The organism is Bauldia sp. (assembly GCF_965232525.1).
Classification (GTDB): domain Bacteria; phylum Pseudomonadota; class Alphaproteobacteria; order Rhizobiales; family Kaistiaceae; genus Bauldia.
In genome coordinates this window covers 1,905,689-1,931,856 of sequence record NZ_OZ246980.1, presented here as the reverse complement: position 1 = coordinate 1,931,856, position 26,168 = coordinate 1,905,689, and the positions used below count along the sequence as shown (strand labels likewise).

Below are 26,168 nucleotides of genomic sequence, written 5' to 3'. Positions count from 1 at the left end.
ACAGGTGTCACGCCGGATCGCCGCGGCTGACGATGACGAAGCCGCGGCTCTTGTCGTCGTTGTCGGAGTCGAGCGTGTTCATGGCGCCGAACAGGGCCTCGGCCGTGACCCACACCGGCGGATATTTGTAGCGCGAGACGTCGAGGATCAGGAAGCGGTCGGTGTCGGCGTCATAGGCTGCGAGCGGCGAGATATGGCCCCCGGTCTCCTGGCCCATCGCCTTGCGCAGGTAGTTGACCAGAACGAAGTGCTCGTCCTCGTCAAGCAGGGCGACAACCTTCGCGCGGAAGGCGTCCAGCGTCGTGTCGGATGCGTGGCTGACCTCGACGTCGAGACCATGCGCCGCCAGTATGCCGCCAAGCTCGTTGATGGTCATGCCGTAGGGGGGATTGACGATCGAGGCGGCCGGCTTCACCGCTTCGGCGGCGGGGGTAAAGATGTTCTCCTGATCGAACATCCCCCGCCCGACGGTCATGTTCGACGCCGGGCGCGGCACCTCCAGCGCATTCAGCACCATGGCGATGGCCGCCGGTCCGCAATAGGCGGGATTGATCTGGGTGGTGAAGTGGATGGACAGCGGAAAATAGTCGTCGCGCGCCTCCGCACCGATCAGCAGGTCCTCGCCGGCGGGCGAATTGAGGTCGACCAGCGAGTCGTGCAGCGGCAGGGTCTCCGCCTGCGCCTGAACCAGGCCCCCGATAAAACCCGCAACGATGAACGAAACGACACGACGCATGGGGCTTCCTTTCACGCAATTTGTCGGACAATTGCGCGGAAAGGGTGCCGAAATCAAGGGGTTGACGTCACTGACGGTTATAGGTCGCGCGGCTGACGACAGCGTTAGGACCGGCCTCGTAACTGACCACTTCGAGCGTATTTTCGTTGGTCAGCAGAAACTGGCGAACGGTGCTGTCCGGATACTCGACGACCGAATAGGTGGTGTCGTCGAGATTGAGCACACCGATGATGTTCTCCTCGGCCTCGGTGGTCTCGGCCTCGCCGTCATGGAGGCCGTGCTCATCACTGGCGAGCCCCCAGCGCATCACCCCGGTGAACACCGGGCCGTCGTGGGACGTGATCTCGATCTCCGCCCAGTTGCCCTCGCCGAGGGCAATGCTGGTACCGCGCGAGGTCTGGCCGGCGTAGGCGGTCGCCACCCAGGTACCAACCAGATTGACGTCGGCCTGGGCTTCTATGGCAGCAGCGGGACCGGTGAGGACAAAGGGGGCGGCGAGAGCGAGAGCGGCGAGGGTTGTTTTCAGCATAGGAGTCCTCTGGTCAACAGTAGGTGCGGGAATCGACGGCCTCGATCATGCCACCGAACGGCATGATCATGACACCCTAAGCGGCGCGGGCGGTCGGGATTGTGCGATATCGGTGGACCCGAGACAGGCCGGGCCATCGCGCGCGGCCACTTCACGATCGCTACCGGCGTCTGCTACATGCAGCGTCCCGGCAAGCGCTACCGCCGGCAACCGATGGAGGCAGCCATGCGCAAGCATCGCGACATCACCGACCTCCCGTCCTTTCGAGGTCACCCGTAAGCGGCGCAAGTCGTTCCCGTCCGAAACCCGGGTCAAGCGCGGCCAGCGCTTCGTCCATGGCGACGTCGAGCTGATCGAGAAACTCGGCCGCAACGCCCCCTGCCCATGCGGATCGGGCCGGAGATTTCAAGGCATGCTGCAGGCACTCCGGCCCCTAGCTGTATGACTGTATGTTCGACTATACAACGCTACACCAAATCCTACTTGCATAGTTCCATGCGGGCCGGTTCAAGCCAGCTACATCTAAAATGCGACCGCATCGCGAAACGGCGGAAACTCGGACTCCTTGACACCAATGTTGCTGAATTTGCTTGTGTGAGCAATTTTACCCCCACCGTTGTCTCACTATACATACCTTTACGCCCCAGGAGGTTCTTCAGCTTTTTCTTTCCATGAACCCCTTCACATACTTCCTCACAGCCACCGAATTCCGACTCGCATAGCTCGCTGTCCGCCAATATCCAATTTTCAATCATTCGATCACAACAGCAAACAACAAATTGTTCTTCCGGACAGCCGTGAATATCAACGAGAACTCGGATCAATTCCAACTCTAACTGTTCCGCTGTTTCAACACGGTTCTCCCGATCAAATATTACGTACACTGGATAATACTTATTGCCAAGTATTTTCCACAATGCGGCCACTCTAACTGCCATAGCCGACATCTCAACGCTATCGCCATTTGCCTCAATGCGTTGAATTGGGACCTTGCAGCCCAATCGCTTAAGAGCAAGTTGCTCCATATGGCCTTCCACCAGAAAAGCTGGATCAGGCATAAGGCAACGCACCCATAAGGTAGTAGTGACCAAGCCCAAATCCCGACTTCTTAATATGCTCCGCCAATCGTTCAGGTTCGCCTATTCTGACTGCTACAGATACGCCTTTTTCCATTGTCACCAAAATGACTTCTTCAGGCCTTGCCGCATTGAGAAGTGTTTCACTATGAGTTGTGATTATCGCAAATCTTTCCGTTCTATTTTGATTTGTACTTTCTCTCATTATCTCAATAACTTCCTTTTGCATATAGGGGTGTAGATAGTTTTCCGGCTCCTCTATTGCAAATATTGCTCTATTTGTCATGATCGATGTTACCAATGCCAGCCATTTTGCTGTTCCATCGGACATATTTTGGAGAGGTATTTCGATTTCTCCATCCTCAGAATCTATTCTGAACATAATTCGGATGAAATTCTCTATTTTGTCGACGCTCACCTGCATATCTATTATAGATTCGTTTACAATTTCCATCATAGAGAGCACTTCATCATACATACGCTTACTTAAAGTGGCAGGTCGCCTCAAGTATAACGGCGAACGTAGACGTTCCGGTCTTGCCACTACGTGTGGGCGCAGCTTGCTTTTCCACAAGGCGAAGAGAGTAGCTGCAGTGCCAGAGCCATCGAATTCAACACCTACGGGAACTGATATGTCTTCCCTATCCTTCACATTGCGAGGATGAATATTGTATGATCTTCCAGTAAACAGATCAGATTTAATCGCCCTCATCTCGGGGAAAAAATGATCTGATAGCTCAAGTATATTTCGAGAAGAAAGATCAATACGCTCGACTCTTCTTTCTATATGAGATATTCGAATTTTTCTATCTTGATTTTCCTCTACTGGAAAATAGTAGTAAGGAAGATTATTTGTACGAAAATCAATCTTCCTAATCGTAAAATTCGATGGAGAGTTGTAATTTGATTTGGAATTTACATGCAAATCCCACTGTATTTGATTAAATTTGTCTTTTTTCAACTATCCGGCCGCATTTAGATATGCTATTTTAAGTGTTTGACCCGCATAGTATATATAAGACTCCTCTTCAGATATTTTTATCTTGCATGAATATTCATAATACAAACCTCGATCACTATTTCTCTCGGATCGAAATGGGCTTTTTCTTCTAGTTTGCCCCTGTATTTCAATTTTTATCGGCGGGATTATGCAATCAGATGGTACTCGCTGAAAAACTGCAGATACGCCTCCAGACTTAAAAACTGCGTCTGACAGAGCACCCTCAATCATATAAGATAAAAATTCGAAGAAAGATACTATATTTGTCTTACCGGAACCATTTGGACCGACAAGGATATTCAAACCCGGCTTGATCTCGAGTTTGAAATCTGTCAAAGATCGATAACCGTCGACACGGATTTGGCGTAGCATTTGTTCCGTTTCGTAGCAGACCGGCGCGAAGCCGTCGGTGGCTGCAGTGCTAGGCGAACAGTAGCGTAACGTAGTTGATCGCGGAACTTCAATGGTGTGATTGGCCGGCCGCCGCATCGTGAAATTGCACTCACCCGTGGTACGTTCGCCGTTGCCCCTCCCCCATCCTCCCCTACCCCACACCCCTGAAATCTTTTTCCTCTCAGCCCCTTGGGTTTGAAATCGCCGGCTTCGTTCCCTGGCGTCGGACTGACTAGATTCGTTCTCACATTAGGCCGTCCCGACAACGGGCGCGTCGCCCGTGGAGACCACCGATGCCCGAAAGTCAGCGCAAGCTCAGTGTTTTTCCCGCCTTCCACAAGGTTGCCGGCCGGCCGGTGGTAGTGGTCGGCGGCGGCGAGGAAGCCGCGGCCAAGATCCGGCTGATCGCCGAGACCAAGGCCGAGATCGTCGTTTACGCCGAGAGCCTCGACAAGGAGACCGGCGCCGATCTGATCGCCGCCCATGGCGAATGGCGCGGGCGCGCGCCGGCGGCCGGCGATTTCGACGGCGCGGCGCTGGTGTTCGCCGCCACCGGATCGGAGGCGTCCGACGCGCAAGTCCGGGCGCTCGCCAAACAGGCCGGTGTACCGGTCAACGTGGTCGACCGTCCCGAACTCTGCGATTTTTTCACGCCAGCGCTGGTCAACCGGGCGCCGCTCGCCGTTGCAATCGGCAGCGAGGGCGTCGCGCCGGTGCTCTCCCGCCACGTGCGGGCGCGGATCGAGGGCCTGCTCGCGCCGGCCTTTGGCGATCTCGCCGGCCTCGCCGACCGGCTGCGCGAACGGGTGACTCGCAGCCTCGCCACCGTCACCGACCGGCGGCGGTTCTGGGCGCGGTTCTTCTCCGGACGGGTGGCGGAGAACGTGTTCGCCGGGCGGATGTATGAGGCCGAGGGCGAAGCGCTGCGGATGCTGGAGATCGAGCCCAACCTCGCCGGCCATGTCTCGCTGGTCGGCGCCGGCCCCGGCGCCGAGGACCTCCTCACGCTGCGCGCCCAGCGCACCCTTCAGGAAGCCGACGTCATCGTCTACGACCGGCTTGTGCCCGAGGCGGTCGTCGCCCAAGGCCGCCGCGACGCGCGCCGGGTTCTGGTCGGCAAGGCCAAGGGCCATCACTCCTTTTCCCAGGACGCCATCAACGCCCTCCTGGTGACCGAGGCGAAAAGCGGCAACCGGGTCGTTCGGCTGAAATCCGGCGATCCGCTGATCTATGGCCGCGCCGGCGAGGAGATGGCGGCGCTGCGCGCGGCCGGCGTGTCGTTCGACATCGTTCCCGGCATCACCGCCGCCTTCGCCGCGGCGGCCGAGACCGAAATCCCGCTGACCCTGCGCAATGCCTCCTCGTCGCTGGTGTTCGCCACCGGCCACGACGCGGACGGTAACACCCTGCCCGACTGGGCCGGCCTGGCGCTGGGCGGCGTGACGGTCGCCGTCTATATGGGCCGCTCGGTCGCCGGCAAGGTGGCAACACGGCTGGTCGAAGCCGGGCTCAAGGGATCGACTCCGGTGGCGGTGATCGAAAACGCCTCGCGGGCCGACCGCACCGCCTATGCCGGCCGGCTCGACGAGCTCGGCGTCCTCGCCGCCCGACCGGAGCTCACCGGCCCAGTGCTGATCATCATCGGCGACGTGGTGGCCGAAGGCGCGCTCGACGCGGCACCGGCGCCGCTCGCCGCCCTCGCCGCCTGACCGGGAGACGGAGCCCATGTTCAGAGCTGCACAATCCGGCCCGGCCAAGGCGATCACCGCCAACCGCCTCGACAACGGCCTCGTGGTCTTCCTCGATTCAAACGGCGGCTGGACCCTCGACATTGGCGAAGCCCGCGTGCTCGGCGACGACGAATTGGAGGAGGCGCTGGCTTACGGCCAGGCCCAGCACGACGCCCGCGTGGTGATCGAGCCTTATGCCATCGACGTGGAAGTCACCGATGGGGTGCCGATGCCGATCCGGCTGCGCGAGCGGATTCGCGCCGAGCGCGGCCCGACCATCGCCTATGGCGACGCCGAACGGGCGGAGTTGGCGGCGCGCGGAGACTGAAGGAACAAGAGGCGCGGAGCGCTCCCGGGTCGGTGCCCGGGACAGGCTCCGGCCCGACAGGGAAGTAACACAAGAGGCGTGGAAGGCTCCCGGGTCTTCGCCCGGGACAGGCTCCGGCCTGACAGGGAACTAAGGCAAGAGGCGCGGAAGGCCGCTAGGCCCGACAGGGAAACAAAAGATGTACCGCTACGATGAGTTCGATCAGGCGTTTGTTGACGAGCGGGTCGCCCAGTTCCGCGGCCAGGTGGAACGGCGCCTCAACGGCGAGCTGACCGAGGACCAGTTCAAGCCGCTGCGGCTGATGAACGGCGTCTATCTCCAGCTTCATGCCTACATGCTGCGCATCGCCATTCCCTACGGCACGATGAGCGCCGACCAGATGCGCATGCAGGCTTTCATCGCCCGCAAATACGACCGCGGCTACGGCCACTTCACCACCCGCCAGAACCTGCAGTTCCACTGGCCGGCGCTGAAGGACATCCCCGACATCCTCGACGACCTCGCCAAAGTCGAGATGCACGCGATCCAGACCTCGGGCAACTGCATCCGCAACGTCACTGCGGATCAGTTCGCCGGCGCGGCCGCCGACGAGATCGTCGACCCGCGTCCTTATGCGGAGATTCTAAGGCAGTGGTCGTCGCTCCACCCGGAGTTCGTCTTCCTGCCGCGCAAGTTCAAGATCGCGGTGACCGGCGCCGAGCGCGACCGTGCCGCGATCCAGGTCCACGACATCGGCATCCAGGCCAAGCGCAACGAGGCCGGCGAAATCGGCTTCGCCATCTATGTTGGCGGCGGGTTGGGCCGCACCCCGATGATCGCCCACAAGATCCGCGACTTCCTGCCGGAGGGCGATCTGCTCTCCTATGTCGAGGCAATCCTGCGCGTCTATAATCTCTTCGGCCGGCGCGACAACAAGTACAAGGCACGGATCAAGATCCTGGTCCACGAGACCGGCGCCGATGAAATCCGCCGTCAGGTCGAGGAAGAGTGGCAGCGAATTCGCCATTCGGCGCTGGCGCTTCCCGAAGACGAGGTCCGCCGCATCCAGGACTATTTTGCCGTGCCCGCCGACCTCGCCCCGCGGCCGGCGACAAGCGTCGTCCTCGACCGTGCCCGCGCCGCCAACAAGAGCCTCGACAACTGGATCGAACAGAACGTCGTACCCCACCGGATCAGCGGCCATGCCATCGCCACGGTGTCGTTGAAGCCGATCGGCGGCACGCCGGGCGACGCTACCGCCGACCAGATGGACCTGATCGCTGACCTCGCCGAGCGTTACAGCCACGACGAAATCCGCGTCAGCCACGAGCAGAACCTGGTGCTGCCGCATCTCGCCCTCGACGATCTGCCGGCGGTCTATGACGCGCTGGCCGAAGCCGGGCTCGCGACGCCCAACGCTGGGCTGGTCACCGACATCATCGCCTGCCCCGGGCTGGACTACTGCGCGCTCGCCAACGCCCGCTCGATCCCGATCGCCCAGCGGATTTCCGAGCGCTTCGACAACCACGAACGGCAGAGCGAGATCGGCGATCTCAAGATCAAGATTTCCGGATGCATCAACGCCTGCGGCCATCATCATGTCGGCCACATCGGCATCCTCGGCGTGGAGAAGAAGGGTGAAGAGTTCTATCAGCTCACGCTCGGCGGCTCCGGAGACGAAACCGCCTCGATCGGCGAAATCATCGGCAAGGGGTTCGCCAGCGACGAAGTCGTCGACGCGGTCGAGACTCTGGTCGACACCTACCTCGAACACCGCGAAAGCGCCGACGAGGACTTCCTCGCCGCCTATCGCCGGCTTGGACAAGCGCCCTTCAAGGACGCGCTCTATGGCACCGCTTGATGCCATCGCGCTGGCTGTGGACCCGGACAACGGAGTCCGGGCGGAAAGTGCTGCGCTGAACGCGCGTTATCCCGACCTCACCGCCCACGCGGCGGTGGAGCTCGGGGTGCGTGAATTGTTCCCCGGCAAGATATCGCTGGTCTCCAGTTTCGGTGCCGAGTCGGCGGTGCTCCTTCACATCCTGTCGGAGGTCGACAACACCGTCCCGGTGATCTTCCTCGACACCGGCCGCCTGTTCGCCGAGACGCTGGAGTACCGGACCAAGCTCGCCGAGACCCTTGGGCTCCAGGACGTGCGCACGGTCACGCCCGACCCGGACCGGCTGGCGGCGGAAGACCCGCACCGGGCGCTGTGGATGACGAACCCGGATCACTGCTGTCACGTGCGCAAGACCGAGCCGCTGCAGCGCGCGGTCAAGGACTTCGACGCGTGGTTCACCGGGCGCAAGCGCTTCCAGAACGCCAAGCGCGCCGCCCTGCAGTTGTTCGAGGCCGAGGGCGAGCGGATCAAGATCAACCCGCTGATCGAGTGGTCGCCCGACGACCTCAAGGCTTATGCCGCCAAGCACGCCCTGCCGCCGCACCCGCTGGTCGCCAAGGGCTACCCGTCAATCGGCTGTGTACCGTGCACCAGCCGGGTCGCGGCGAACGAGGATCAACGCTCCGGCCGCTGGCGCGGTCTCGACAAAACCGAGTGCGGCATCCACGAACCCACTTTCGGAACCGACGGCGGCGGCATATGAGGATAGGATTGTAATGGCCCTAGACGCCGCGATACCGGAAGACCCGATGCCCCTTTGGAAGAACGGCGATTTCGTCGACGACGACTGGACGATCATCGCCGACGACGCGCCCGTACCCGACGATGCGCCGGTGTTCGTCTCACTCGAGCGGTGGCGCAACGAACGGGACGCGCTCCAGCGCCGTAACGCGCCGGTCGGGCTGGTGTTCGCGCCCGACAGTGACTGGGACGACATCGTCGCCGACCTCGCCCACTTCCCGGCGATCGCGGTCGAGATGCGCAAGTTCGCCGACGGCCGCGCCTTCTCGATCGCCCGGCTGCTCCGTGACCGCGACGGCTACAAAGGCGAGATCCGTGCGGTCGGCGATTACTTCATCGACCAGGTGCCGCTGATGGCGCGGGTCGGCATCGACGCCTTCCAGACCGACGACGCCCAGCTCGTCACCGCCTTCGAAAAGGGCGAATGGCCCGAGGTCACCCGCTATCTCCAGCCGGCGCTCGGCGAAAAGGAAGTCCCGGCCGGCACCCGGCCCTGGACACGGCGGCGCGGGTAAAGGCGCGCATACTTTCGCCCCATGCTCGCCATCTTGCGGTGCAAAATAAATCGCGGTCCGGGCCGCCCATCATCTACGTCGACTTTGGCGTCGGTCGAATTTGGCCGATTGCTATATCTCCAATGAGAGAGAACAGGCAGCCATAGCGCGTATCGCATTCGCTTGGCCGGAACGGCAGGAAGTTGAACCCTAGCGGGAAAGGCGACGTCGATGATTTCACGGTCTTTACGTTGGATGCTGTTCGTTTCCTTAGCGGCGTTCGCCGGAACGCCGGCGTATGCCGAAACGGCGTGGGACCTGCCACTGGTGTGGCCAGAAGGCAATTTTCACGTCGAGAACGCCAAGGCGTTCGCCGCGGCGGTCGACGAGGCGACGGGCGGCGAGGTCGTCATCACGGTCCATCCGGGCGGGGCATTAGGCCTCAAGGGGCCGGAGATACTCGCCGCGGTTCGCGACGGCACGGTGCCGATCGGAGAGATGCTTTTGCCTCAGCAAGCCGCTGAAGAACCGCTGCTTGGTCTGGCGGCGAATCCGAACCTTGCGTCGAACCACGACGAAATAGCGCTTCTTCACAAGCACTGGCTGCCGCATGTGCATGAACGCGCCGTCGGGCATAATCAGAAGTTCCTTTACTTCGTTCCATGGCCAACGACCTACCTCTACGCCCAGGTACCTCTTGAAACGGTCGAGGACCTGCAGGCCCTCAAGGTCCGGACGGCGTTCGATGCCCTGACGGCCGCCTACGACCGGATCGGCGCGACAACGGTGCAACTCCCCTGGGGTGACGTTGTTCCGGCTCTGAACGAAGGTACCATCGACGCCGTCGCGACATCGGCGAGCTCCGGGGTGGACGGCAAGTTCTGGGAGCACTTCAGTTACATGTATGTGGCCCACTTCCTCCCGGCGTCGAACGCGGTATCCGTCAACCTCGATGCCTGGAACACGCTTTCGACGGACCATCAGGCGGCGATCGAAGACGTTGCGGCCCGGCTCCAGCCGCGATTCTGGGCCGTTTCGGAAGCCGAGGACGCGCTCAAGGTCAAGATCCTCACGGACAGCGGCATCGTTATCGCAGGCGAGCTGGCGCCTGTCCTGATCGATCACGTGCGTGCTGCGATGGAACCGATTTTGGACGAATCGGTCGAATCGATCGGTCAGCCTGCCGGCGCCATCGTCGAGGCCTTTCGCGCTGATATCGCCGATTAGTCGGCGTCAAATGTAACCCCGCCTGCGATGACCACGCTTCAGATGAGTAGGCGAAATCAGCCGCTCGGCGCCGCGACGACCTTCTGTCCGGTAATGGGCCCGCTCAAAGCCGGCTCCTCAGGGATCGGCCCAAGTGGATCGCCGTCGATCGGAAATAGAAAAAGGCGAAACGTTCCCGACAGGGTGTCCTGGTTCGTGTCGATCGTGGCGTCAATGTCGACACGACCGATCTTTTTCTCCGGAAACTGAGATGTGGCAAAGGTGAAATGCAAGACAACAGCGGATACGCGGATGATTCCGTCGGAGTTCGAAACGCCGCGCCAGGAACCGGTGGCTGCGCTGTAGGGCCCAAACCCGGTCACGCCGGCCTGATTGGCGTCGATTAGGACGGCTAGTGCCCCTTCGCTAAACGTCAGCAGGCTTCGACTGGTAACGTCTTGTCCCTCTGCCTTGCCCATATCGTTCGTCAGGAACGTTCCTACCGCCTCCAAATAATCAGACATCGATATGTCTCCGGTTTGAGCTCTTGCTCATGCGCTTAGCCCGCAAAGCTTTCACGGTTTTAAGTGGTGCTGGCGTCAGCTTGGTCCTCGCCACGCGGCCCGTCACTGTTGAAGATGGAGACGGTGACTTTCCAGGTACCGTCCGGCTGGCGCTTCAGGATGTTGACGAACTTGCCCTTCTCCGGCGGATTCGTGCCCGCAACGGCGAACGTTCCGATTTCATAGGCCATGTCGCCCTCGACACCGTACTCCACCAGTGCGTTGGTGTGAGTCCCGCCGCTGTCCTGGTCCATTCGGGATTGGTACGCTTCCTCGAACGCCTTTCGGCCCCGGACCATCGGTTGGTCAGGCGCCAGCAAGGCGACATCTTCTGAGAAGAACGCCGCGCACCCGGCAGCATCGCCTCGATTGAACGCCTCGTTGTACGCCGCGTGAAAATCCTCGAGCGTCTTCCGCATGTCCATGGTTGTCTCCTTTCGGCCCTATCGCTGCCAACCGACGCCATCGCATCATGGCCTGCTCGATACCATCTCCTTGAGCAGAATGCGTCGTAGCGATCGTACGAACTGAGGCGGGTGGGAGCATTAAGGCATCAGGGGGCGGCGACGTTTCTGGCTTCGGGCCAGCTCTCTTTGCGATATGCGCTCTCCCAGAACATCCATTCGTGCCACGAAGAGTGGATGAAGGCCGTCTGCATCGCCGATCGGATCGCGTCGCTCGATTGCGACGCCAGCCGGTCGGTCAGGTCGAGCATCTCTTGCACCACGGTCGCAAAGGCGTCACTGGCATAGGTGTCGATCCAGGCGCGATAAGGATGCTCGGCCGCCGCCTCGGCATGGATGGAAACGCCCACCCGCTGATAGATCCAAAAGCACGGCAACAGCGCAACGACCGCGATCGTAAACGGGTCGACCGCCGCCGAGCGAACCAGAAAGTTGACGTAGTGGTCGCAGGCGCGCGATGGCGGCGCCGCGGCGAAATCCTCCTTGGACACACCGTAAAGCGCCATGTACTCGGCATGCAGTTGCCGCTCGACCGCGATGGCGCCGTTGGCCGAACCGGCCAGTTGGGCGATGCTTTCGGCATCGGGAGCGTGGGAGGCAGCGAGCGCTAGCGCGCGGGCGAAGCCTTCGAGGTAGTGCGCGTCCTGAATGATGTATCCCCGGAAGGTCTCGAGCGACAAAGTTCCGACGGCAAGTTCCGCGTTGAAGGGCATGGTGCGGATCGCCTCCTGCAGGTCCGCGGTCTCCTCCCAGAGGTTGCGGGTGAAGCTCATCGGCGAACCTCCGTCCCGCCGCGGAAATCATTGAGAGGCCCATGACCGCTGCCCACGATCGGGCCGCCTAGACCCCGAGTGGCGATCGAGCCCCGAGCAGCCATCATGACGTCAGCCATCACGTTCGTGACAACATGGTTCGTAGCGATTGAAGGGTCTTGCATCCGCATCCCTCTGTGTTGTCGGCAGGGATGCAAACCGGCCAGCCGCGGAGGGAGCCGATCGCAACTTCCTCCGCCGGTATGAGCCGGTTCAGGTTCCAAGGGTACGTCTCAACCCGGCCGACGCCGGATGCCCCCGTTGCAGCTTCTGTCTGTCACAAATCCGTTTGAGCTGTCAAAGAAGCGAGACGCGGCTGGCAGTCCCGCTCGTCGGCAGGGCGTCGCCGTCGCGGAACCTTTTCGCGCCGAGATCACCGAGTAGTCGCGCCGGCGCCCACAGCCAACAGCATTCCCCTGCTCAAAGCAGGGCGACAGCTCAGATTGTATCGCCCATCAGCTATGACACGTCATAGCTCCGCGAAACCAGTTCCATTGTCCTATCAAGATCGGTATTAGCAGCCAAATTAACTTCGAGATCACCGGTTCCAAAGTGACCAATTTGTCGAACGTCGCGCATGTATGAAGGATCCAATTCCAATTCATCGGGATCAAGGTTGAGGTATATCTTTATTACTCTTTTTGTATTGTAAACCTGAACAGACGCGAAATTGCGATTCCTACGAAAAGCAATATAATGCTTTTGGGGATGAATCGACACATCTTCTCCAAGAGCTTTGGATCGGTTTAGCAGAGCGTCATAGAGGTCCTTAATTTGTTGCGGTGCTTTGTCGATTTTCTCACTCGCAGTAATGACCGCCTTCATCCCTGTAGTTTTTGTGCTGCCCCCATAACCCGGTACAGCTTCGTCAAGTTCCTCAGCCAATTGAGGTAACACCAAGAGTCGCCGTATGAGTCCCTCAACCGTATCTAATATTGTTGCCAATTGGTCCCTCGTCGGTGCCCAGCCGCGATGTGCGGCAGCATGGCCAGCTTGAACAACCGGATCCAATATGGTTCTTTCGTGATCAGAAATCTTTCCTTGGCCTTGCAAAGCTGCCAAGCCCTTAGCAAAACTACCTTGATCACCGACTGTCAAAACTATCAGTCGATCAATCAGTGTTCTCGAACCAAAAGTTGCCAAATAATACGACTCTGTTTGAAGTGATTTGTATATCTCTCCAAAAATCTTCACTAGTGTTGGATCAGGGAGATCATCAAACCACTCCGGCGCGACTCGATACGTGACTGGAGGAAAAATTGACTCGTCCCATTTCTCATCACTATCATTGTCATAAATAACGCTACCACTAAGGAATGACAATTTCACGAGTTCCAAATTTTCACAACCACAGCACTCCACAATGAGCATCCGTTGGCGATAAACGAGCACCTCGTCTTCGTCATTTTTGTTGTATTCTGCTCGAACAAAATGCTTCGTCCTCCCTTTGCAAACATTACAAAAGTATCGTTCGATCTTATTTTCCGCCATTGAGCTGTACCGCCGCATCCACAAGTTTGCTTGGCAGGCTAACACACGCTGCAATCAACTCCCAAGGAGTACGCTTTCTCAAATTGACTACAAGCAGCCGCCCTAGACACGGCCCATAAACAACCGCCCCTACAACACCCCCGCGCCGAGTTCCGCCGGCTGGGCGTTGGCGCGGAACATCCGGAACAGTTCGCGGCCGAGGCCGTATTCGTTGGCGGCGAGGTCGGCCGTCGCCGGCTCACGATTCACGAATTCCTCGTGGTCGGCCATGATGTTGAGCCGGCCGCGCGGCGCGTCGAGGCGGACGATGTCGCCGTTACGGAGCTTGGCGATGGCGCCGCCGTCGGCGGCCTCCGGGGTAACATGAATCGCCGCCGGCACCTTGCCGCTCGCGCCCGACATCCGGCCGTCGGTGAGTAGCGCCACCTTGAAGCCGCGGTCCTGGAGCACGCCGAGAGTTGGTGTCAGCTGATGCAGTTCCGGCATGCCGTTGGCGCGCGGTCCCTGAAACCGCACCACGGCGACGAAGTCGCGTTCCAGTTCACCGGCGCGGAAGGCCTCGCGCAGTTCCTCCTGCGAGTGGAAGATCAGCGCCGGCGCTTCGACCACCTGGTTCTCCGGCGCCACCGCCGAGACCTTGATCACCGCGCGACCGAGATTGCCGTCGAGCAGCCGCAGCCCACCCTCGGGCGAGAACGGCTCGGAAGGCTGGCGCAGCACCGTCTCGTCGCCGCTGGCCACCGGCGTGTCGGTCCAGACGATGCCGCCGTCGTCACCCAGCGCGGGCGTTTGCGTGTAGCCGCTTAGTCCAGTGCCCCAGGAAGTGGTCACGTCTTCGTGCAGGAGACCGTCGGCCAGCAGTTCGCGGATCAGGAATTGCATGCCGCCGGCCTTGTGGAAGTCGTTCACGTCCGCCGTGCCGTTCGGATAGACCCGGGCGACCAGCGGCACGATCTCGGACAGGTCGGCGAAGTCGTCCCAGGTGAGATAGATGCCCGCCGCCTTCGCCGCCGCCACCAGGTGGAGCGTGTGGTTGGTCGAGCCGCCAGTGGCGTGCAGGCCCACCACGCCGTTGACGATGGCGCGCTCGTCAATGACTCGACCGACCGGTGTGTATTCGTTGCCCTGGGCGGTGATCGCCAGGGCCCGGGCCGTCGCCAGCCGGGTCAGCGCGTCGCGGAGCGGCGTGTTGGGATTGACGAAGCTGGCACCGGGGATATGGAGCCCCATGATCTCCATCAGCATCTGGTTGGAGTTGGCGGTGCCGTAGAAGGTGCAGGTGCCGGGGGCGTGGTAGGACTTCGCCTCGACGTCGAGCAGGTCGTCCCACGAAATCTTCTTCTCCGCGTAAAGCTGCCGCGCCTTGGAGCGTTCGGGATTGGGGAGGCCGGTCGGCATCGGCCCGGCGGGGATGAACACCGCCGGCAGATGGCCAAAAGTCAGCGCCGCGATTAAGAGCCCCGGCACGATCTTGTCGCAGATGCCGAGATAGACCGCCGCGTCGAACATGTCGTGGGAGAGCCCGACCGCCGCGGCCATGGCGATGGTGTCGCGGGAGAACAGCGACAGCTCCATCCCCGCCTGTCCCTGGGTGACCCCGTCGCACATCGCCGGCACGCCACCGGCGACTTCGGCAACGCCGCCGGCCGCCCGAGCGGCGTCCCGGATGAGTTCGGGGAAACGCTCATAGGGCTGATGCGCCGACAGCATGTCGTTGTAGGCGGTGACGATGCCGATGTTCGGCACCGTGTCGCCGCGGAGCGCCGCCTTGTCCGCCGGCCCGCACGCAGCGAAGCCGTGTGCGAGGTTGGAGCAGGACAGGCGGGTGCGGTTCGGCTTGCGCTCGGCCGCCGCCGCGACCCGGTCGAGATACTGGCGCCGGCCGGATTCGCTGCGTTTGACGATGCGTTCGGTGACTTCCCCGATGCGGGCATCAAGGGCCATGGTCATGTCTCCATCTCATCCTGGCGGGCCCGGGGCCCGTTCGCCTCTCACGATACTTGCGGTTTCGCGCTTCGCCAGATGGCCGGCTGCCCATAGTTTCGGCAGCGCACCGTCCCATTGGATCGATCCGCCCATCCTCACGCCGCGCCCAAGCCATGGTATCGTCCGCACGCTTGGGCTCGGGGGATTGCCGTGGCGGACAAGGCGGAAAGCGGTGTCGTGCGTCTCATCCGGTTCCTGGCGCTCGGTCTGCCGACGGTTTGCCGCATCCTCGCCGTCGCGCTGGTGCTCGCCGCCATCGGCATCGCCTTCTTCGACATTGGCGGCTACCCCGATGACGGCGCCCGCGCTTCGACGGCGTTTGTCGCCGCGCTGCTTGCCATCGTCGCCATTGTGATCGGCTTCGCGGTTCCCGCCCTCGTCAGGCGCTTCCTGCCGCCGGGCTGAGTTTACCCCTGCTCGTCGTACCATGTGCGGCCGTCGCGCTCGATCAGGGCGACCGACGCCGACGGTCCCCAGGTGCCGGCGGTGTAGCCCTTGGGCGCCTCGTCGCCGCGCTCCCAGGCATCGGCAATCGGATCGATCCACTTCCATGCCGCCTCCACTTCGTCGCGGCGCATGAACAGGGTCTGGTTGCCACGGATGACATCGAGGATCAGCCGCTCATAGGCGTCGGGGCTGCGCACCTTGAAGGCCTCGGCGAAACTCATGTCGAGCGGCACGTAGCGCAGGCGCATGCCGCCCGGACCGGGGTCCTTGATCATCATCCACAGCCGCACGCCCTCGTCCGGCTGCAGGCGGATTACCAGCTTGTTGGGCTTCAGCGCCCCGGCGCCCTCGCCGAAGATCGAGTGAGGGATGGCACGGAACGCCACCACGATCTCCGAGACGCGGGTCGCGAGACGCTTGCCGGTGCGCAGATAAAACGGCACCCCCGACCAACGCCAGTTGGCGATCTCCGCCTTGATCGCGACGAAGGTCTCGGTGGTCGTGTCCGGGTTGTCGACCTCGCTCGAGTACGCGGGAACCGACCCTTCCGGCCCGGCGCCGGCGCGGTACTGGCCGCGCACGGTCAGCGCCGTGGCGTTGCCTTCGGCGATCGGCTTCAGACTGCGCAGCACCTTCAGCTTCTCATCCCGCACCGAGTCCGCGTCCATGAAGGCCGGCGGCTCCATCGCCACAAGGCAGAGGAGCTGCAGCAGATGGTTCTGGATCATGTCGCGCAGCGCGCCGGCATTGTCGTAGTAGCCGCCGCGTCCCTCGACACCGAGAGTTTCCGCGACGGTGATCTGCACATGATCGACGCTGGCGTTCCGCCACAGCGGCTCGAGCAGGGTGTTGCCGAACCTGAGCGCCATCAGGTTCTGGACCGTCTCCTTCCCGAGATAATGGTCGATGCGGTAGATCTGGCTTTCCTCGAACACCGATCCCACCGCATCGTTGACCGCGCAGGCGGAGTCGAGATCGTGGCCGATCGGCTTTTCGATGATCACCCGCGTTTCCGGTGTCACCAGCCCTTCCTGGCCAAGCCGCTTGCAGATGGTGCCGAACAGCTCCGGGCCGACCGCCAGATAGAACGCGCGGATCCGGTCGTCGCCGGTCTTCAGGGCCTCGGCCAGATCGCTCCAGCCGGCGTCGCCGGTGGCGTCGACCGAGATGAAGTGCAACCGGTCGAGAAACGAGTCGACCGTGGTGCCGTCACGCTCGGATTCGGGGACGTGATCCACAAGAGCCTGGCGGGTGTTCTCCCGGTAGGCCTCGTCGCTCATCGCCCGTCGCGAGACGCCGATGATCCGCCCGGTGCCCGGAAGCTGCCCGTCGCGGCATCGGTGATACAGCGCCGGCAGCAGTTTCCGGTAGGCGAGGTCGCCGGCGCCGCCGAACACAACCAGGTCGAAGGGCTCAACGGCGATGATGCGGCTTGTCATAAGGAGGCTGCTCCCGCTTTCCGGTTTTGGCGGTTGCGGTCTACACTGCCATGCGGGATTTTGGCAGAGGCATATCGAGAAAAAACGACATGGGGAGGGGTTGAGCATGGGGGAAGTCGAATGCGTGGTGCCGGCCGGCGACTGGACCGGTGAAGGGGCGGTCTGGCACGCCGGCGAAAACGCGCTCTATTGGGTCGATATCAATCGCCTGCTGGTCCATCGTTACGATCCCGAAACGAAGTCGACCCGAAGCTGGTTCTTCGATCGCCCGCCGGCCGCACTTGCCCTCACCGACCGCGACGACACCCTGCTGGTCGCCCTCGGCGGCGGTCTGATCCTGTGGCAGCCGGCCAACGACGCCCGGGCCGACTTCGCCGAGCCGGAGACCAACTGGCCGGATGCTCGGATGAATGACGGCCGCCCCGACCCGGCCGGCCACTTCTGGGTCGGCACCATGTTCAACAATATCGGCCCGGACGGCGCGACGATCGACATCGCCGACGAGGCCGCCGGCCGCCTGTTCCGGGTCACCGCCAACGGCGCGTCGACGGTGGAGAAGACCGGTATCGGCATCAGCAACACGTTCGGCTGGAGCCCGGACCGGACCCGATTCTATTTCGGCGACACATTGCTCAACACCATCTTCGTCTGGGACTACGATGCGGCAACCGGCGCCATTACCAACGAGCGACCCTTCTTCACCGGCTTCGATCGCGGCTTGCCGGACGGCTCGGTCATCGACTCCGAAGGTTACCTGTGGAATGCGCGCTATGGCGGTGGCTGCATCGTGCGCGTCGATCCGTCGGGCGCCGTCGACCGGGTGATTGACATGCCGGTCGACAACATCACTACCTGCACCGTCGGCGGTCCCGACCTGAAGACGCTTTACGTGACCACCGCCGCCAAGGGCGTGGCACAGCGTTACGGCGGCGGCCTGTTCGCGCTCCGGACCGACGTCGCCGGGCTGCCCGAGAACCGTTTCCGGCTGTCCGGCTGACCGGCGACATTCATCGCAGGTTCAGCAAGCCGGCCATAACAGTGCCGCCTTGCGCGGGAGAGTGATCGCGCGAAAAAGACAACGGGAATCGCCCATGGACAATCGCCGCCACGCCATCGCCGCCTCCGTCACCATCGCCGCCGTGATGGGTACGTCCTCGGCGCTCGCCGACACCCGGATCTTCTCGGCCAGGACCAGCGAACCCGACGTCACCATCGAACAGGCGTTCCGTAATGGCGAGGAATTGGCGATCGTCGGGCGCGGCGAGGACGACTCGACCCTGTTCCGCATCGACAGCCCGAGCACGCCGGTCGGCTGCGCCAACCGCATCGAATTCGTGACCTCGACCGGCGAAAAGGTCGAGCAGGTCGCCGACATGTGCGTCCTCAACTGGGCGGTCACGGTCGAGGTTGAACCGGCGATCGCCGAGGTGGAGGTCCCCGAGGTTCCCGATGACGAAGGCGAGGTTGTCGAGGACGTCGCCGTCGAGGATGAAGACGTCGCAGTCGAGGAGACCGACGACGGCATTCCGCCGCTGCCCGAAGGCGCCACCTTCAGCCAGGCGGTCACCGTTTCCACCGACGATCCGTCGGTCACCATCATCTCGGTCAGCCTCGACGACGAGCCGATGACCATCACCGGCCGCGAGGGCGGCACGGTCGTGTTCGAGGTCGAAGGCACCGACGAGGGCATCGTGTGCGAGCGCGCGGTCGGCCTGACGCTTTCCAACGGCTCGTCGGTCACCACCGACGCCAATATCTGCCTGAACGACTGGAACGTGGTCGTGGCGCTGGAAAGCGAGACCACTGTCGCCGACACGCCGGATTTGCCCGCCCCCGGTACGCCGACTGCGGTCGCCGGGTCCGACGAGGACATGGCCTGGATCTTCTCCAGCTTCGACGACGGCGCGACGCTGATCCGCGGCATTCCGGAAACCGACGCGACGGTGTTCTTCGCCAATTGCGAACGACGCTCCGGCGCCGTCCAGGTGACGCTGACCGACACTGGCGTGGTCGGCCTCACCCCCGGCGCCAGCATTCCGGTCCGCTTCTCCGCCGGCGGCTTCTCCCGCACCTATCCCGGCACCGGGTCGGTAGTCAGCGAGATGGACGGGGTATCGCTTCCCGAAGTCACCATTCCCGCCGACGATCCGCTGTGGCAGGCGATGATCCGCGAGACATCGCTCGGCGTCGCCGCCGGCGGCTGGGCGACAACCTATTCGCTCGCCGGCAGCGCCGGCCCGACCCGCGAGCTGGTCGCGGCCTGCGCCACCGCGCCGGCCGGCCCGACACCACCGCCGGCGACGTCCGGCCCCGGTATCGTCGCCAGCTATCGCTGCGACAACGGCTCGCTGATCTCGGTGCGCTACAACGGCGAGAAGGGCGTCGCAGTCGTCTCCGAAGCCGGCGCCCCGCCGCTCCGCCTCCAGTTCCAGCCCGGCGGCAGCAGAGCCCGCTACACCGCTGGCGAGGCCCGGCTGGTGGTGCGTGACGGCGGCCAGGTGCGCTTCGCCCGCTTCGCCGGCCCGGCCACCGCCTGCCGCCCGCGGTAGGGGCCCGTTCCGGGCGGGTCGCGGCGCCTCGTCGTCAGGCGACACCTCCCGTGTGCTGAGCCGGATAGCGACAGCCCCGCTCCCGACGTCCTTGGCGTGCGGCTAATTGGTCGCTTCCGTTTCTGGTGTATTGTGTTATCGGGGCGAGCAAATCGGAGGGCTGCCGCTGGCGACGGCCTGTCCTGATAAATGGCTGAACAAACGGCCAGGGAGCAACGTCATGCCCACGCAAACGAGCGATATTACCGTACCCATCGGCTCTGCCATCGAGTTTTCCAAGTCCGGTCAGAAATGGAAAATCGACAAGAACGTCAGTGTTGGCGCGACCGACACCGCAATCTTTAGCGCGTTCACGGACAGCACGCTCGTCAACAAAGGGTACGTTTATTCGGACGATGATGACGGTGCATTGTTCACCAAAAACAACGCGATGCTGATCAACAAGGACACCGGCCATATCAATGGCGGCTTTTACGGCGTGAGTTTCATTGCAGACACTCCGACGGATGCCAAGGGGTCCGTCGAAAATCACGGCAAGATATTTGGTGACACCGGGGGCGTACGCAACGCTAATTTGGGAGACTTCACCGTCGATAACCATGGCGAGATTTACGGCGACATCTACGGTATCTTTGCCAAAGCGCTATTTGCCGGCTCGACCTCTGGCCCGGTCATCAAGAACTTCAACTCTATCAAGTCCGATCAGCGCGGCATCTATGTTAATGTCACCGACTCCACCCTGCGATCGAAGGTCGTCAACCAGAAGGACGGGGTGATCAAGGGTGGCACATTCGACGAAGGCTACGCAGCCGTCTTCAATCAAAACGGCGACATGACCCTGATCAACAAGGGCACGATCAAAGGGGACGTTTGGAGTTCCACTGGTGACGAGGACGCCGTCACCAACACCGGCAAGATCAAGGGCGATGTCCGTCTCGGTTTCGAGGATGATAAGCTGGACAACCGCGACGGCAACATCACCGGTTACATCTTGGGAGGCGCGGGCAAGGACAAGCTCATCGCCGGCGACAAAAAGGAAAAGTTCGTCTTCAACGATCTGGCAGATTTTGATCGGGTGAAGAATTTCGAATCCGGCAAGGACAAATTCTTTCTTGCCGAAGGTGCCTTCGGCGACCTCACCGCGGGCCCTTTGGCCAAGTCCGCGTTCCGCAAGGGCACCGAAGCCAAGGACGCCGACGACCGGATCATTTACGACAAAGACACCGGCAAGCTCTACATCGACTCGAACGGCAATGCCGGCGGTGGGCAGGTCCAGTTCGCCAAGGTCGACCCCGGCCAGAAGCTGAAGTACTCCGACTTCACGGTCGAGCTGTTCGCCGTTTAGCGTCGAACACCGCACCCTCGGAGCAGCGGAAAAGACGCCGCCGGCTCAGCCGACGACATCCGATGGGTGCTTTGGTCACCGAAGCGTCGGGAAGGTGGTATACGTCCTCAATGGGCGATTAGGGCGCGCCGCCGTCAATGGCGCGCCTTTCCCATAGCGAAACATGGAGGATTGACGTCATGCCCAAGCAAAGCAGTGACATTTTCGTACCCGGCGGCACAGCGATCGAGTTCTCCAAGTCCGGGCAGAAATGGACAATCGAGAAGGGTGTCGAGGTCGGTGCGGTCGGCACAACAATATTCAGCGAGTTTGCCGATAGCACACTCGTCAACAAGGGGTACATCTACTCGTACGCCGTTTACGGCGCGTGGTTCACCGGAAACAACACGACACTCGTCAACAAGGAAACTGGCCTCATTAATGGCAGCCAGTTTGGCGTGCTTATCAGTCCAAACTTGGCTACCGATATCGAAGGGTCGGTGGAAAATTACGGCAAGATATTTGGCGGCTCTGCGGGCATCCATAATACTGCGATGCCTGATTTCACTGTAGATAATCACGGCGAGATTAACGGTTATGCATATGGTGTCCATTCCTTAGCATTGAACGTTGGCTCGACCCCAGGCCAGGTCATCAAGAACTTCGACTCCATCAAATCCGATATTTACGGTATCTATGTCACCAGCCTTGCCAGCTTGCGGTCGAAGGTCGTCAACCAGAAGGATGGCGTAATCGAAGGCGGCAAGATCGTCGATGGCGGCGCCGCTGTCTTCAATGGAAGCGGCGGTTTGAACCTTATCAACAAGGGTAAGATCAAAGGGGACATCTGGAGCCCAAGCAGCGCCGATAACACGGTCACCAACACCGGCAAGATCGAGGGCGGCGTCCGTCTTGGTTCCGGTGACGATGAACTGGACAACATCGACGGCAGAGTCACCGGCTACATCTGGGGGGCCGACGGCAAGGACAAGCTCATCGCGGGGGACAAAAAGGAAAAGTTCGTCTTCGACGACCTCACCGATTTCGACCGCGTCAAGAACTTCGAGTCCGGCAAGGATAAGTTCTTTCTCGATCAAGCCGCCTTCGGCACCATCGGCTTGGGACCGCTGGCCAAGTCCGCGTTCCGCAAGGGCACCGAAGCCGAGGACGCCGACGACAGAGTCATCTACCACAAGGACAGCGGCAAGCTCTATGTCGACGATGACGGGGTCGACGGCAACGGCCCGGTCCAGTTCGCCAAGGTCGACCCAGGCCAGAAGCTGAAATACTCCGACTTCACGGTCGAGGTATTCGCATAGCCATGAGGCTTGCCGCCCTGCACTCCAATCTGGCTTCGCGGCGCTGGCCGCTCGGCACGGGCCGGGCCCCTTAGGCCGTTGAACGAAACGCAAAGGAATAGATCATGCCCAAGCAAAGCAGCGATATATTTAACCCCGGCGGCTTCACCATTGAGTTCTCCAAGTCCGGCCAGAAGTGGACGATCGAAAAGGGCGTCGATGTCGGTTCGACCGGCTCGGCGATCTTCAGCGCATTTACGGGCAGCACGCTCGTCAACAAGGGGTACATTTATTCGTACGGCGGTTCTGGTGCGTTGTTCACCAAAAACAATGCGACCCTCATCAACAAGGAAACCGGCTTGATCGATGGCGGCCAGTACGGCGTGTTTTTTGTTCCGGACTCTCCTGCCGGCGTCAAAGGGTCGGTCGAAAATCACGGTATGATATTAGGCCTTCAGGCGGGGATATTCAGCCCTCTGATGGGAGACCTCACGGTCAAGAATCACGGTGAGATTTACGGCTTTCTCTACGGTGTTTACTCCGCAGGGTCTGAATCAGGCGCAACCTCCGGCCCGGTCATTAAGAACTACAATTCCATCAAGTCCGATTCTTACGGTGTACTTGTCGCCACCCCCAACCTCAGCCTGCGGACGAAGGTCGTCAACCAGAAGGATGGCGTCATCAAGGGCAGTACGATCGACCAGGGCGGCGCTGCTGTCTTCAATCCAATCGGCGACATGAACCTCATCAACAAGGGCAAGATCGTAGGAGACGTGTGGGTCACCAATTCCGACGAGAGCACGGTCGCCAATACCGGCAAGATCAAGGGCGATGTCCATCTCGGTTTCGGCGATGATGAGCTCGACAACACCGACGGCGAAGTCACGAAGAAGATCTTTGGGTTCGACGGCAACGACAAGCTCACCGCTGGAGATGCCAAGGACAAGTTCGTATTCATAGGCCCGATCAACGGGACGACCAACATCGACCGGGTGAAGAATTTCGAGTCCGGCAAGGACAAATTCTTTCTCGCGGAAGGTGCCTTCGGCGACCTCACCGCGGGCCCCTTGGCCAAGTCCGCGTTCCGCAAGGGCACCGAAGCCAAGGACGCCGACGACCGGATCATCTACGACAAAGACACCGGCAAGCTGTATCTCGAAGACGGTGTTGGCGGCAGCGCGCCGATTCAGTTCGCCAAGGTCGATCCCGGCCAGACCCTGAAATACTCCGACTTCACGGTCGAGGTGTTCGTCTAGTAACCGTATGCTCGCTTTTGCGGGCTCCTAAGGACGCCGCCGGCTCAGCCGACGACATCCGATGGGTGCTTTGGTCACCGAAGCGTCGGGAAGGTGGTATACGTCCTCAATGGGCGATTAGGGCGCGCCGCCGTTAATGGCGCGCCTTTCCCATAGCGAAACATGGAGGATTGCGATCATGCCCAAGCAAAGCAGCGATATATTTAACCCCGTCGGTCCGGCGATACCGTTTTCCAAGTCCGGTCAGAAATGGAAGATCGACAAGGACGTCAATGTCGGCTCTGCCGGCTCGGCGATCTTCAGCGCATTCACCGACAGCACGCTCGTCAACAAGGGGCACGTTTATTCGTACAATCTCTACGGTGCGTTTTTCACCAAGAACAACGCGACGCTCATCAACAAGGAAACTGGCCTCATCAATGGCCCGTTTGGCGTGGTTTTCGATCCAGACGTGTTGACCGATGTCAAGGGGTCAGTCGAAAATCACGGCAATATAGTTGGTTATCTCGCCGGCATCTATAATAGCGAGCTGGGAGACTTTACTGTAAAGAACTACGGCGACATTTACGGCTATGAAGACGGTATCTATTCCAACGCATCGAACGCTGGCTCGACCGCCGGCCCGGTCATCAAGAACTTCAACTCCATCACGTCCGATGAGCATGGTGTGTCGGTCGGTGCAAACGATCCCAGCCTGAGATCGAAGGTCGTCAACCAGAAGGACGGCGTGATCGAGGGCGGAAAGATCGAAGAGGGCGGCGCTGCTGTCTACAATCCAACCGGCAAGATCATCCTCATCAACAAAGGCACGATCAAAGGGGATGTTGACGTCCGGAATACCGAGAACGACACCATTACCAACACGGGCAAGATCAACGGCACCGTTATCCTCGGTGCCGGCAACGACAAGCTGGACAACCGCGACGGCAAGGTCACAGGCTACATCTTCGGGTTGGAGGGCAAGGACAAGCTCATCGCCGGAGACGCCAAGGAGAAGTTCGTCTTTCTAGGTGTCCTCGATGGGACGACCAACGTCGACCGGGTGAAGAAGTTCGAATCCGGCAAGGACAAGTTCCTTCTCGACAAAGGCAGTTTTCCCGACCTGGATACAGGCCCGTTGGCCAAGGCAGCCTTCAGGAAGGATATCGCCGCCCAGGACGCCGACGATCGGATCGTCTATGACGAGACCACTGGCGGTCTTTACTACGACGACGACGGTTTTGGCGGCGATCCGCAGGTCTTGTTCGCAAGGCTCGATGCCGGCCAGAAGCTGAAATACAGCGACTTCAGGGTCGAATTTTTCGAATAGCGCCGGCACGAGTCTGCCGGCACGAGGACGCACGCTAAACGTTCCTCGGACTCGGAGGTTTTTGCACAGCCTTCGAACCGCCTCGGCGTCGCCCTCTGGGACCCATTGGGCGGCCGCTCCGGTGGAGCCGTGGCACGCGCGGTTCCGAGCGGTCTCGGCCCGTGCGCCCAGCCGCCCGTCGGTGAAACCCGGTCCTCCGGTCGAGCCGGAGGACGACAGATGGATGAGGATCGCGCCCGGCGCAGTAGTGACGAGCGGCGGGGTCCGGTCAGGCCACCGGCGTTGACAACCGCCGCGAACTGCGCGACCCACGGGCTGGGCGGCAACGACAATTAGGCAGCGGCAAACGCCGATCCACGGCAAACAACCATTATTATTGGCACGGTTCGTTGACCTTCACGGCCTTCTTCCAGCGCTTCTATACGATCAACGCCGCCTTGTTGATTGCGCTAACAAATCTGTTTTCATTTCGGCTTTTCATTGCAACGCTGGCCTTCGCTGGGTCGATTGATCTCTTGCGAGTATGGCTCCACAAATCCATCAAAATAAATACGATTCGGCCATCGCTATCTTATCTTCTTCGCTACTTTTCTTTTGTTATTGCCTTAATTGTTGCGATTATCTTGGTTACACTGTGGTATTATGTCCCGGATATATGCACACCGGCGCTAAATACTCTGATCGAATCCAATATCGGAATCGTCGAGTCCCGTATGGCGGCGCTGGGGCCCGCATGCGACGTACCAAGGGGTTCGTTACTTGTCTGGACACAGGCTGTGCTGCCAGCGACCGTGTTGTTTATGATAGGCATCGATGGAATATTCTTCGATATAGATCAATCATCATTCATCCGTACAACAAAGAAAATCTCGAGATATAAACAAAGGAGTCCTGCGTTCATCCCAATGTTGATATTTTTATATATCATTATTTTTTTCATTGCCTGGATATCGAATTTTGAGGCGGAATCCGTTGGGTATAGACCGACCGTTCCTCAGTATCAAGTGAGTGTTTATGTTGCATTTATTGTTTTGATTTACCTTTCCACATTCACATCGAGAATTGTTCTTGCGCAGATAACAGAACTCGGCAAATTAGATTATGGCAGATAATTCTAC

The 26,168-nt window shown here is 60.7% G+C and carries 26 protein-coding genes and 1 riboswitch; of the genes, 15 read left to right on the top strand and 11 right to left on the bottom strand.

Going from position 1 to position 26,168, the window contains the following annotated elements:
* Positions 1 to 7: 7 nt before the first annotated feature.
* Together ACO076_RS09215 and ACO076_RS09210 are read right to left on the bottom strand one after the other, a co-directional pair.
* Positions 8 to 736: a phytochelatin synthase family protein gene (locus ACO076_RS09215; protein WP_421726425.1), complete on the bottom strand. Its 729-nt coding sequence runs from the start codon at positions 734 to 736 to the stop codon at positions 8 to 10.
* Positions 737 to 803: 67 nt separating this feature from the next.
* Positions 804 to 1,265, bottom strand: coding sequence for a hypothetical protein (locus ACO076_RS09210; protein ID WP_421726799.1), 462 nt, complete (start codon positions 1,263 to 1,265; stop codon positions 804 to 806).
* Between ACO076_RS09210 and ACO076_RS09205 the strand changes: the two genes are divergently transcribed.
* Positions 1,195 to 1,710 carry an SEC-C metal-binding domain-containing protein gene (locus tag ACO076_RS09205; protein WP_421726424.1) on the top strand — a complete coding sequence of 172 codons (516 nt, stop codon included), beginning with the start codon at positions 1,195 to 1,197 and terminating at the stop codon, positions 1,708 to 1,710. The genes ACO076_RS09210 and ACO076_RS09205 overlap by 71 nt on opposite strands.
* A 34-nt stretch (positions 1,711 to 1,744) precedes the next feature.
* Here the strand turns inward: ACO076_RS09205 and ACO076_RS09200 are convergent, their stop codons facing one another.
* The 3 genes from ACO076_RS09200 to ACO076_RS09190 are packed head-to-tail and all read right to left on the bottom strand — an operon-like array spanning position 1,745 to position 3,713.
* Entirely contained in the window at positions 1,745 to 2,323 is a 579-nt protein-coding gene (locus ACO076_RS09200; protein WP_421726423.1) for a hypothetical protein, read from the bottom strand.
* Entirely contained in the window at positions 2,316 to 3,302 is a 987-nt protein-coding gene (locus ACO076_RS09195; protein WP_421726422.1) for an AAA family ATPase, read from the bottom strand. The genes ACO076_RS09200 and ACO076_RS09195 overlap by 8 nt, the downstream gene beginning before the upstream one ends.
* Complete coding sequence (locus tag ACO076_RS09190) at positions 3,303 to 3,713, bottom strand: AAA family ATPase (RefSeq protein ID WP_421726421.1); 411 nt, start codon at positions 3,711 to 3,713, stop codon at positions 3,303 to 3,305.
* Positions 3,714 to 4,027: 314 nt separating this feature from the next.
* Here ACO076_RS09190 and cysG point away from each other — a divergent pair, with 314 nt between their 5' ends.
* The 6 genes from cysG (at position 4,028) to ACO076_RS09160 (ending at position 10,133) form a co-directional block, all read left to right on the top strand.
* A complete protein-coding gene (gene cysG, locus ACO076_RS09185) occupies positions 4,028 to 5,443 on the top strand; it encodes a siroheme synthase CysG (protein WP_421726420.1) in 1,416 nt (471 codons plus the stop codon).
* A 16-nt stretch (positions 5,444 to 5,459) separates the two neighbouring features.
* A complete protein-coding gene (locus ACO076_RS09180) occupies positions 5,460 to 5,792 on the top strand; it encodes a DUF2849 domain-containing protein (RefSeq protein WP_421726419.1) in 333 nt (110 codons plus the stop codon).
* A gap of 178 nt (positions 5,793 to 5,970) precedes the next feature.
* Positions 5,971 to 7,632, top strand: a complete 1,662-nt coding sequence (locus ACO076_RS09175; RefSeq protein WP_421726418.1) for a nitrite/sulfite reductase — start codon at positions 5,971 to 5,973, stop codon at positions 7,630 to 7,632.
* Positions 7,619 to 8,374 carry a phosphoadenylyl-sulfate reductase gene (locus ACO076_RS09170; protein WP_421726417.1) on the top strand — a complete coding sequence of 252 codons (756 nt, stop codon included), beginning with the start codon at positions 7,619 to 7,621 and terminating at the stop codon, positions 8,372 to 8,374. Before ACO076_RS09175 ends, ACO076_RS09170 begins: the two co-directional genes overlap by 14 nt.
* A gap of 13 nt (positions 8,375 to 8,387) precedes the next feature.
* Complete coding sequence (locus ACO076_RS09165) at positions 8,388 to 8,927, top strand: DUF934 domain-containing protein (RefSeq protein ID WP_421726416.1); 540 nt, start codon at positions 8,388 to 8,390, stop codon at positions 8,925 to 8,927.
* A gap of 210 nt (positions 8,928 to 9,137) precedes the next feature.
* Positions 9,138 to 10,133 (top strand): TRAP transporter substrate-binding protein, encoded by a 996-nt coding sequence (locus ACO076_RS09160; RefSeq protein ID WP_421726415.1) that lies wholly within the window; start codon positions 9,138 to 9,140, stop codon positions 10,131 to 10,133.
* Between the two features lie 56 nt (positions 10,134 to 10,189).
* Here ACO076_RS09160 and ACO076_RS09155 read toward each other — a convergent pair whose 3' ends face one another.
* The 5 genes from ACO076_RS09155 to edd all read right to left on the bottom strand — a co-directional run bounded on the left by ACO076_RS09155 (position 10,190) and on the right by edd (position 15,386).
* Complete coding sequence (locus ACO076_RS09155; protein ID WP_421726414.1) at positions 10,190 to 10,636, bottom strand: hypothetical protein; 447 nt, start codon at positions 10,634 to 10,636, stop codon at positions 10,190 to 10,192.
* A 59-nt stretch (positions 10,637 to 10,695) separates the two neighbouring features.
* Entirely contained in the window at positions 10,696 to 11,100 is a 405-nt protein-coding gene (locus ACO076_RS09150; RefSeq protein ID WP_421726413.1) for a YybH family protein, read from the bottom strand.
* Between the two features lie 128 nt (positions 11,101 to 11,228).
* Positions 11,229 to 11,912, bottom strand: a complete 684-nt coding sequence (gene tenA, locus ACO076_RS09145) for a thiaminase II (protein WP_421726412.1) — start codon at positions 11,910 to 11,912, stop codon at positions 11,229 to 11,231.
* A 212-nt stretch (positions 11,913 to 12,124) separates the two neighbouring features.
* A riboswitch (TPP riboswitch) is annotated at positions 12,125 to 12,221 on the bottom strand.
* 189 nt (positions 12,222 to 12,410) lie between these two features.
* A complete protein-coding gene (locus ACO076_RS09140) occupies positions 12,411 to 13,442 on the bottom strand; it encodes a DUF5655 domain-containing protein (RefSeq protein ID WP_421726411.1) in 1,032 nt (343 codons plus the stop codon).
* 129 nt (positions 13,443 to 13,571) lie between these two features.
* On the bottom strand, positions 13,572 to 15,386 hold the full coding sequence (gene edd, locus ACO076_RS09135; protein WP_421726410.1) for a phosphogluconate dehydratase: 1,815 nt from the start codon (positions 15,384 to 15,386) through the stop codon (positions 13,572 to 13,574).
* Between the two features lie 192 nt (positions 15,387 to 15,578).
* On the opposite strand from edd, the gene ACO076_RS09130 reads away from it, so the two are divergent.
* Complete coding sequence (locus ACO076_RS09130) at positions 15,579 to 15,833, top strand: hypothetical protein (RefSeq protein ID WP_421726409.1); 255 nt, start codon at positions 15,579 to 15,581, stop codon at positions 15,831 to 15,833.
* Positions 15,834 to 15,835: 2 nt separating this feature from the next.
* Here the strand turns inward: ACO076_RS09130 and zwf are convergent, their stop codons facing one another.
* Positions 15,836 to 17,314: a glucose-6-phosphate dehydrogenase gene (gene zwf, locus ACO076_RS09125; RefSeq protein ID WP_421726703.1), complete on the bottom strand. Its 1,479-nt coding sequence runs from the start codon at positions 17,312 to 17,314 to the stop codon at positions 15,836 to 15,838.
* 106 nt (positions 17,315 to 17,420) lie between these two features.
* On the opposite strand from zwf, the gene ACO076_RS09120 reads away from it, so the two are divergent.
* From ACO076_RS09120 to ACO076_RS09090, 7 genes are all read left to right on the top strand, one after another.
* Positions 17,421 to 18,311: an SMP-30/gluconolactonase/LRE family protein gene (locus ACO076_RS09120; RefSeq protein WP_421726408.1), complete on the top strand. Its 891-nt coding sequence runs from the start codon at positions 17,421 to 17,423 to the stop codon at positions 18,309 to 18,311.
* A gap of 94 nt (positions 18,312 to 18,405) precedes the next feature.
* Positions 18,406 to 19,863, top strand: coding sequence for a hypothetical protein (locus ACO076_RS09115; protein WP_421726407.1), 1,458 nt, complete (start codon positions 18,406 to 18,408; stop codon positions 19,861 to 19,863).
* Between the two features lie 220 nt (positions 19,864 to 20,083).
* Positions 20,084 to 21,208: a hypothetical protein gene (locus ACO076_RS09110; RefSeq protein WP_421726406.1), complete on the top strand. Its 1,125-nt coding sequence runs from the start codon at positions 20,084 to 20,086 to the stop codon at positions 21,206 to 21,208.
* Positions 21,209 to 21,387: 179 nt separating this feature from the next.
* Positions 21,388 to 22,506, top strand: a complete 1,119-nt coding sequence (locus tag ACO076_RS09105) for a hypothetical protein (RefSeq protein WP_421726405.1) — start codon at positions 21,388 to 21,390, stop codon at positions 22,504 to 22,506.
* Between the two features lie 104 nt (positions 22,507 to 22,610).
* Positions 22,611 to 23,741 (top strand): hypothetical protein, encoded by a 1,131-nt coding sequence (locus ACO076_RS09100; RefSeq protein WP_421726404.1) that lies wholly within the window; start codon positions 22,611 to 22,613, stop codon positions 23,739 to 23,741.
* A gap of 178 nt (positions 23,742 to 23,919) precedes the next feature.
* Entirely contained in the window at positions 23,920 to 25,050 is a 1,131-nt protein-coding gene (locus tag ACO076_RS09095) for a hypothetical protein (protein ID WP_421726403.1), read from the top strand.
* A 389-nt stretch (positions 25,051 to 25,439) separates the two neighbouring features.
* Entirely contained in the window at positions 25,440 to 26,162 is a 723-nt protein-coding gene (locus tag ACO076_RS09090) for a hypothetical protein (protein ID WP_421726402.1), read from the top strand.
* The last annotated feature ends 6 nt before the right edge of the window (positions 26,163 to 26,168 follow it).

Bases quoted from the DNA above. Each gene is read 5' to 3' on its own strand.
- ACO076_RS09215 (WP_421726425.1), bottom strand. From the start codon at position 736: ATGCGTCGTGTCGTTTCGTTCATCGTTGCGGGTTTTATCGGGGGCCTG.
- ACO076_RS09205 (WP_421726424.1), top strand. From the start codon at position 1,195: ATGGCAGCAGCGGGACCGGTGAGGACAAAGGGGGCGGCGAGAGCGAGA.
- ACO076_RS09210 (WP_421726799.1), bottom strand. From the start codon at position 1,265: ATGCTGAAAACAACCCTCGCCGCTCTCGCTCTCGCCGCCCCCTTTGTC.
- ACO076_RS09200 (WP_421726423.1), bottom strand. From the start codon at position 2,323: ATGCCTGATCCAGCTTTTCTGGTGGAAGGCCATATGGAGCAACTTGCT.
- ACO076_RS09190 (WP_421726421.1), bottom strand. From the start codon at position 3,713: ATGCTACGCCAAATCCGTGTCGACGGTTATCGATCTTTGACAGATTTC.
- cysG (WP_421726420.1), top strand. From the start codon at position 4,028: ATGCCCGAAAGTCAGCGCAAGCTCAGTGTTTTTCCCGCCTTCCACAAG.
- ACO076_RS09180 (WP_421726419.1), top strand. From the start codon at position 5,460: ATGTTCAGAGCTGCACAATCCGGCCCGGCCAAGGCGATCACCGCCAAC.
- ACO076_RS09175 (WP_421726418.1), top strand. From the start codon at position 5,971: ATGTACCGCTACGATGAGTTCGATCAGGCGTTTGTTGACGAGCGGGTC.
- ACO076_RS09170 (WP_421726417.1), top strand. From the start codon at position 7,619: ATGGCACCGCTTGATGCCATCGCGCTGGCTGTGGACCCGGACAACGGA.
- ACO076_RS09165 (WP_421726416.1), top strand. From the start codon at position 8,388: ATGGCCCTAGACGCCGCGATACCGGAAGACCCGATGCCCCTTTGGAAG.
- ACO076_RS09160 (WP_421726415.1), top strand. From the start codon at position 9,138: ATGATTTCACGGTCTTTACGTTGGATGCTGTTCGTTTCCTTAGCGGCG.
- ACO076_RS09155 (WP_421726414.1), bottom strand. From the start codon at position 10,636: ATGTCTGATTATTTGGAGGCGGTAGGAACGTTCCTGACGAACGATATG.
- ACO076_RS09150 (WP_421726413.1), bottom strand. From the start codon at position 11,100: ATGGACATGCGGAAGACGCTCGAGGATTTTCACGCGGCGTACAACGAG.
- tenA (WP_421726412.1), bottom strand. From the start codon at position 11,912: ATGAGCTTCACCCGCAACCTCTGGGAGGAGACCGCGGACCTGCAGGAG.
- ACO076_RS09140 (WP_421726411.1), bottom strand. From the start codon at position 13,442: ATGGCGGAAAATAAGATCGAACGATACTTTTGTAATGTTTGCAAAGGG.
- edd (WP_421726410.1), bottom strand. From the start codon at position 15,386: ATGGCCCTTGATGCCCGCATCGGGGAAGTCACCGAACGCATCGTCAAA.
- zwf (WP_421726703.1), bottom strand. From the start codon at position 17,314: ATGACAAGCCGCATCATCGCCGTTGAGCCCTTCGACCTGGTTGTGTTC.
- ACO076_RS09120 (WP_421726408.1), top strand. From the start codon at position 17,421: ATGGGGGAAGTCGAATGCGTGGTGCCGGCCGGCGACTGGACCGGTGAA.
- ACO076_RS09115 (WP_421726407.1), top strand. From the start codon at position 18,406: ATGGACAATCGCCGCCACGCCATCGCCGCCTCCGTCACCATCGCCGCC.
- ACO076_RS09110 (WP_421726406.1), top strand. From the start codon at position 20,084: ATGCCCACGCAAACGAGCGATATTACCGTACCCATCGGCTCTGCCATC.
- ACO076_RS09105 (WP_421726405.1), top strand. From the start codon at position 21,388: ATGCCCAAGCAAAGCAGTGACATTTTCGTACCCGGCGGCACAGCGATC.
- ACO076_RS09100 (WP_421726404.1), top strand. From the start codon at position 22,611: ATGCCCAAGCAAAGCAGCGATATATTTAACCCCGGCGGCTTCACCATT.
- ACO076_RS09095 (WP_421726403.1), top strand. From the start codon at position 23,920: ATGCCCAAGCAAAGCAGCGATATATTTAACCCCGTCGGTCCGGCGATA.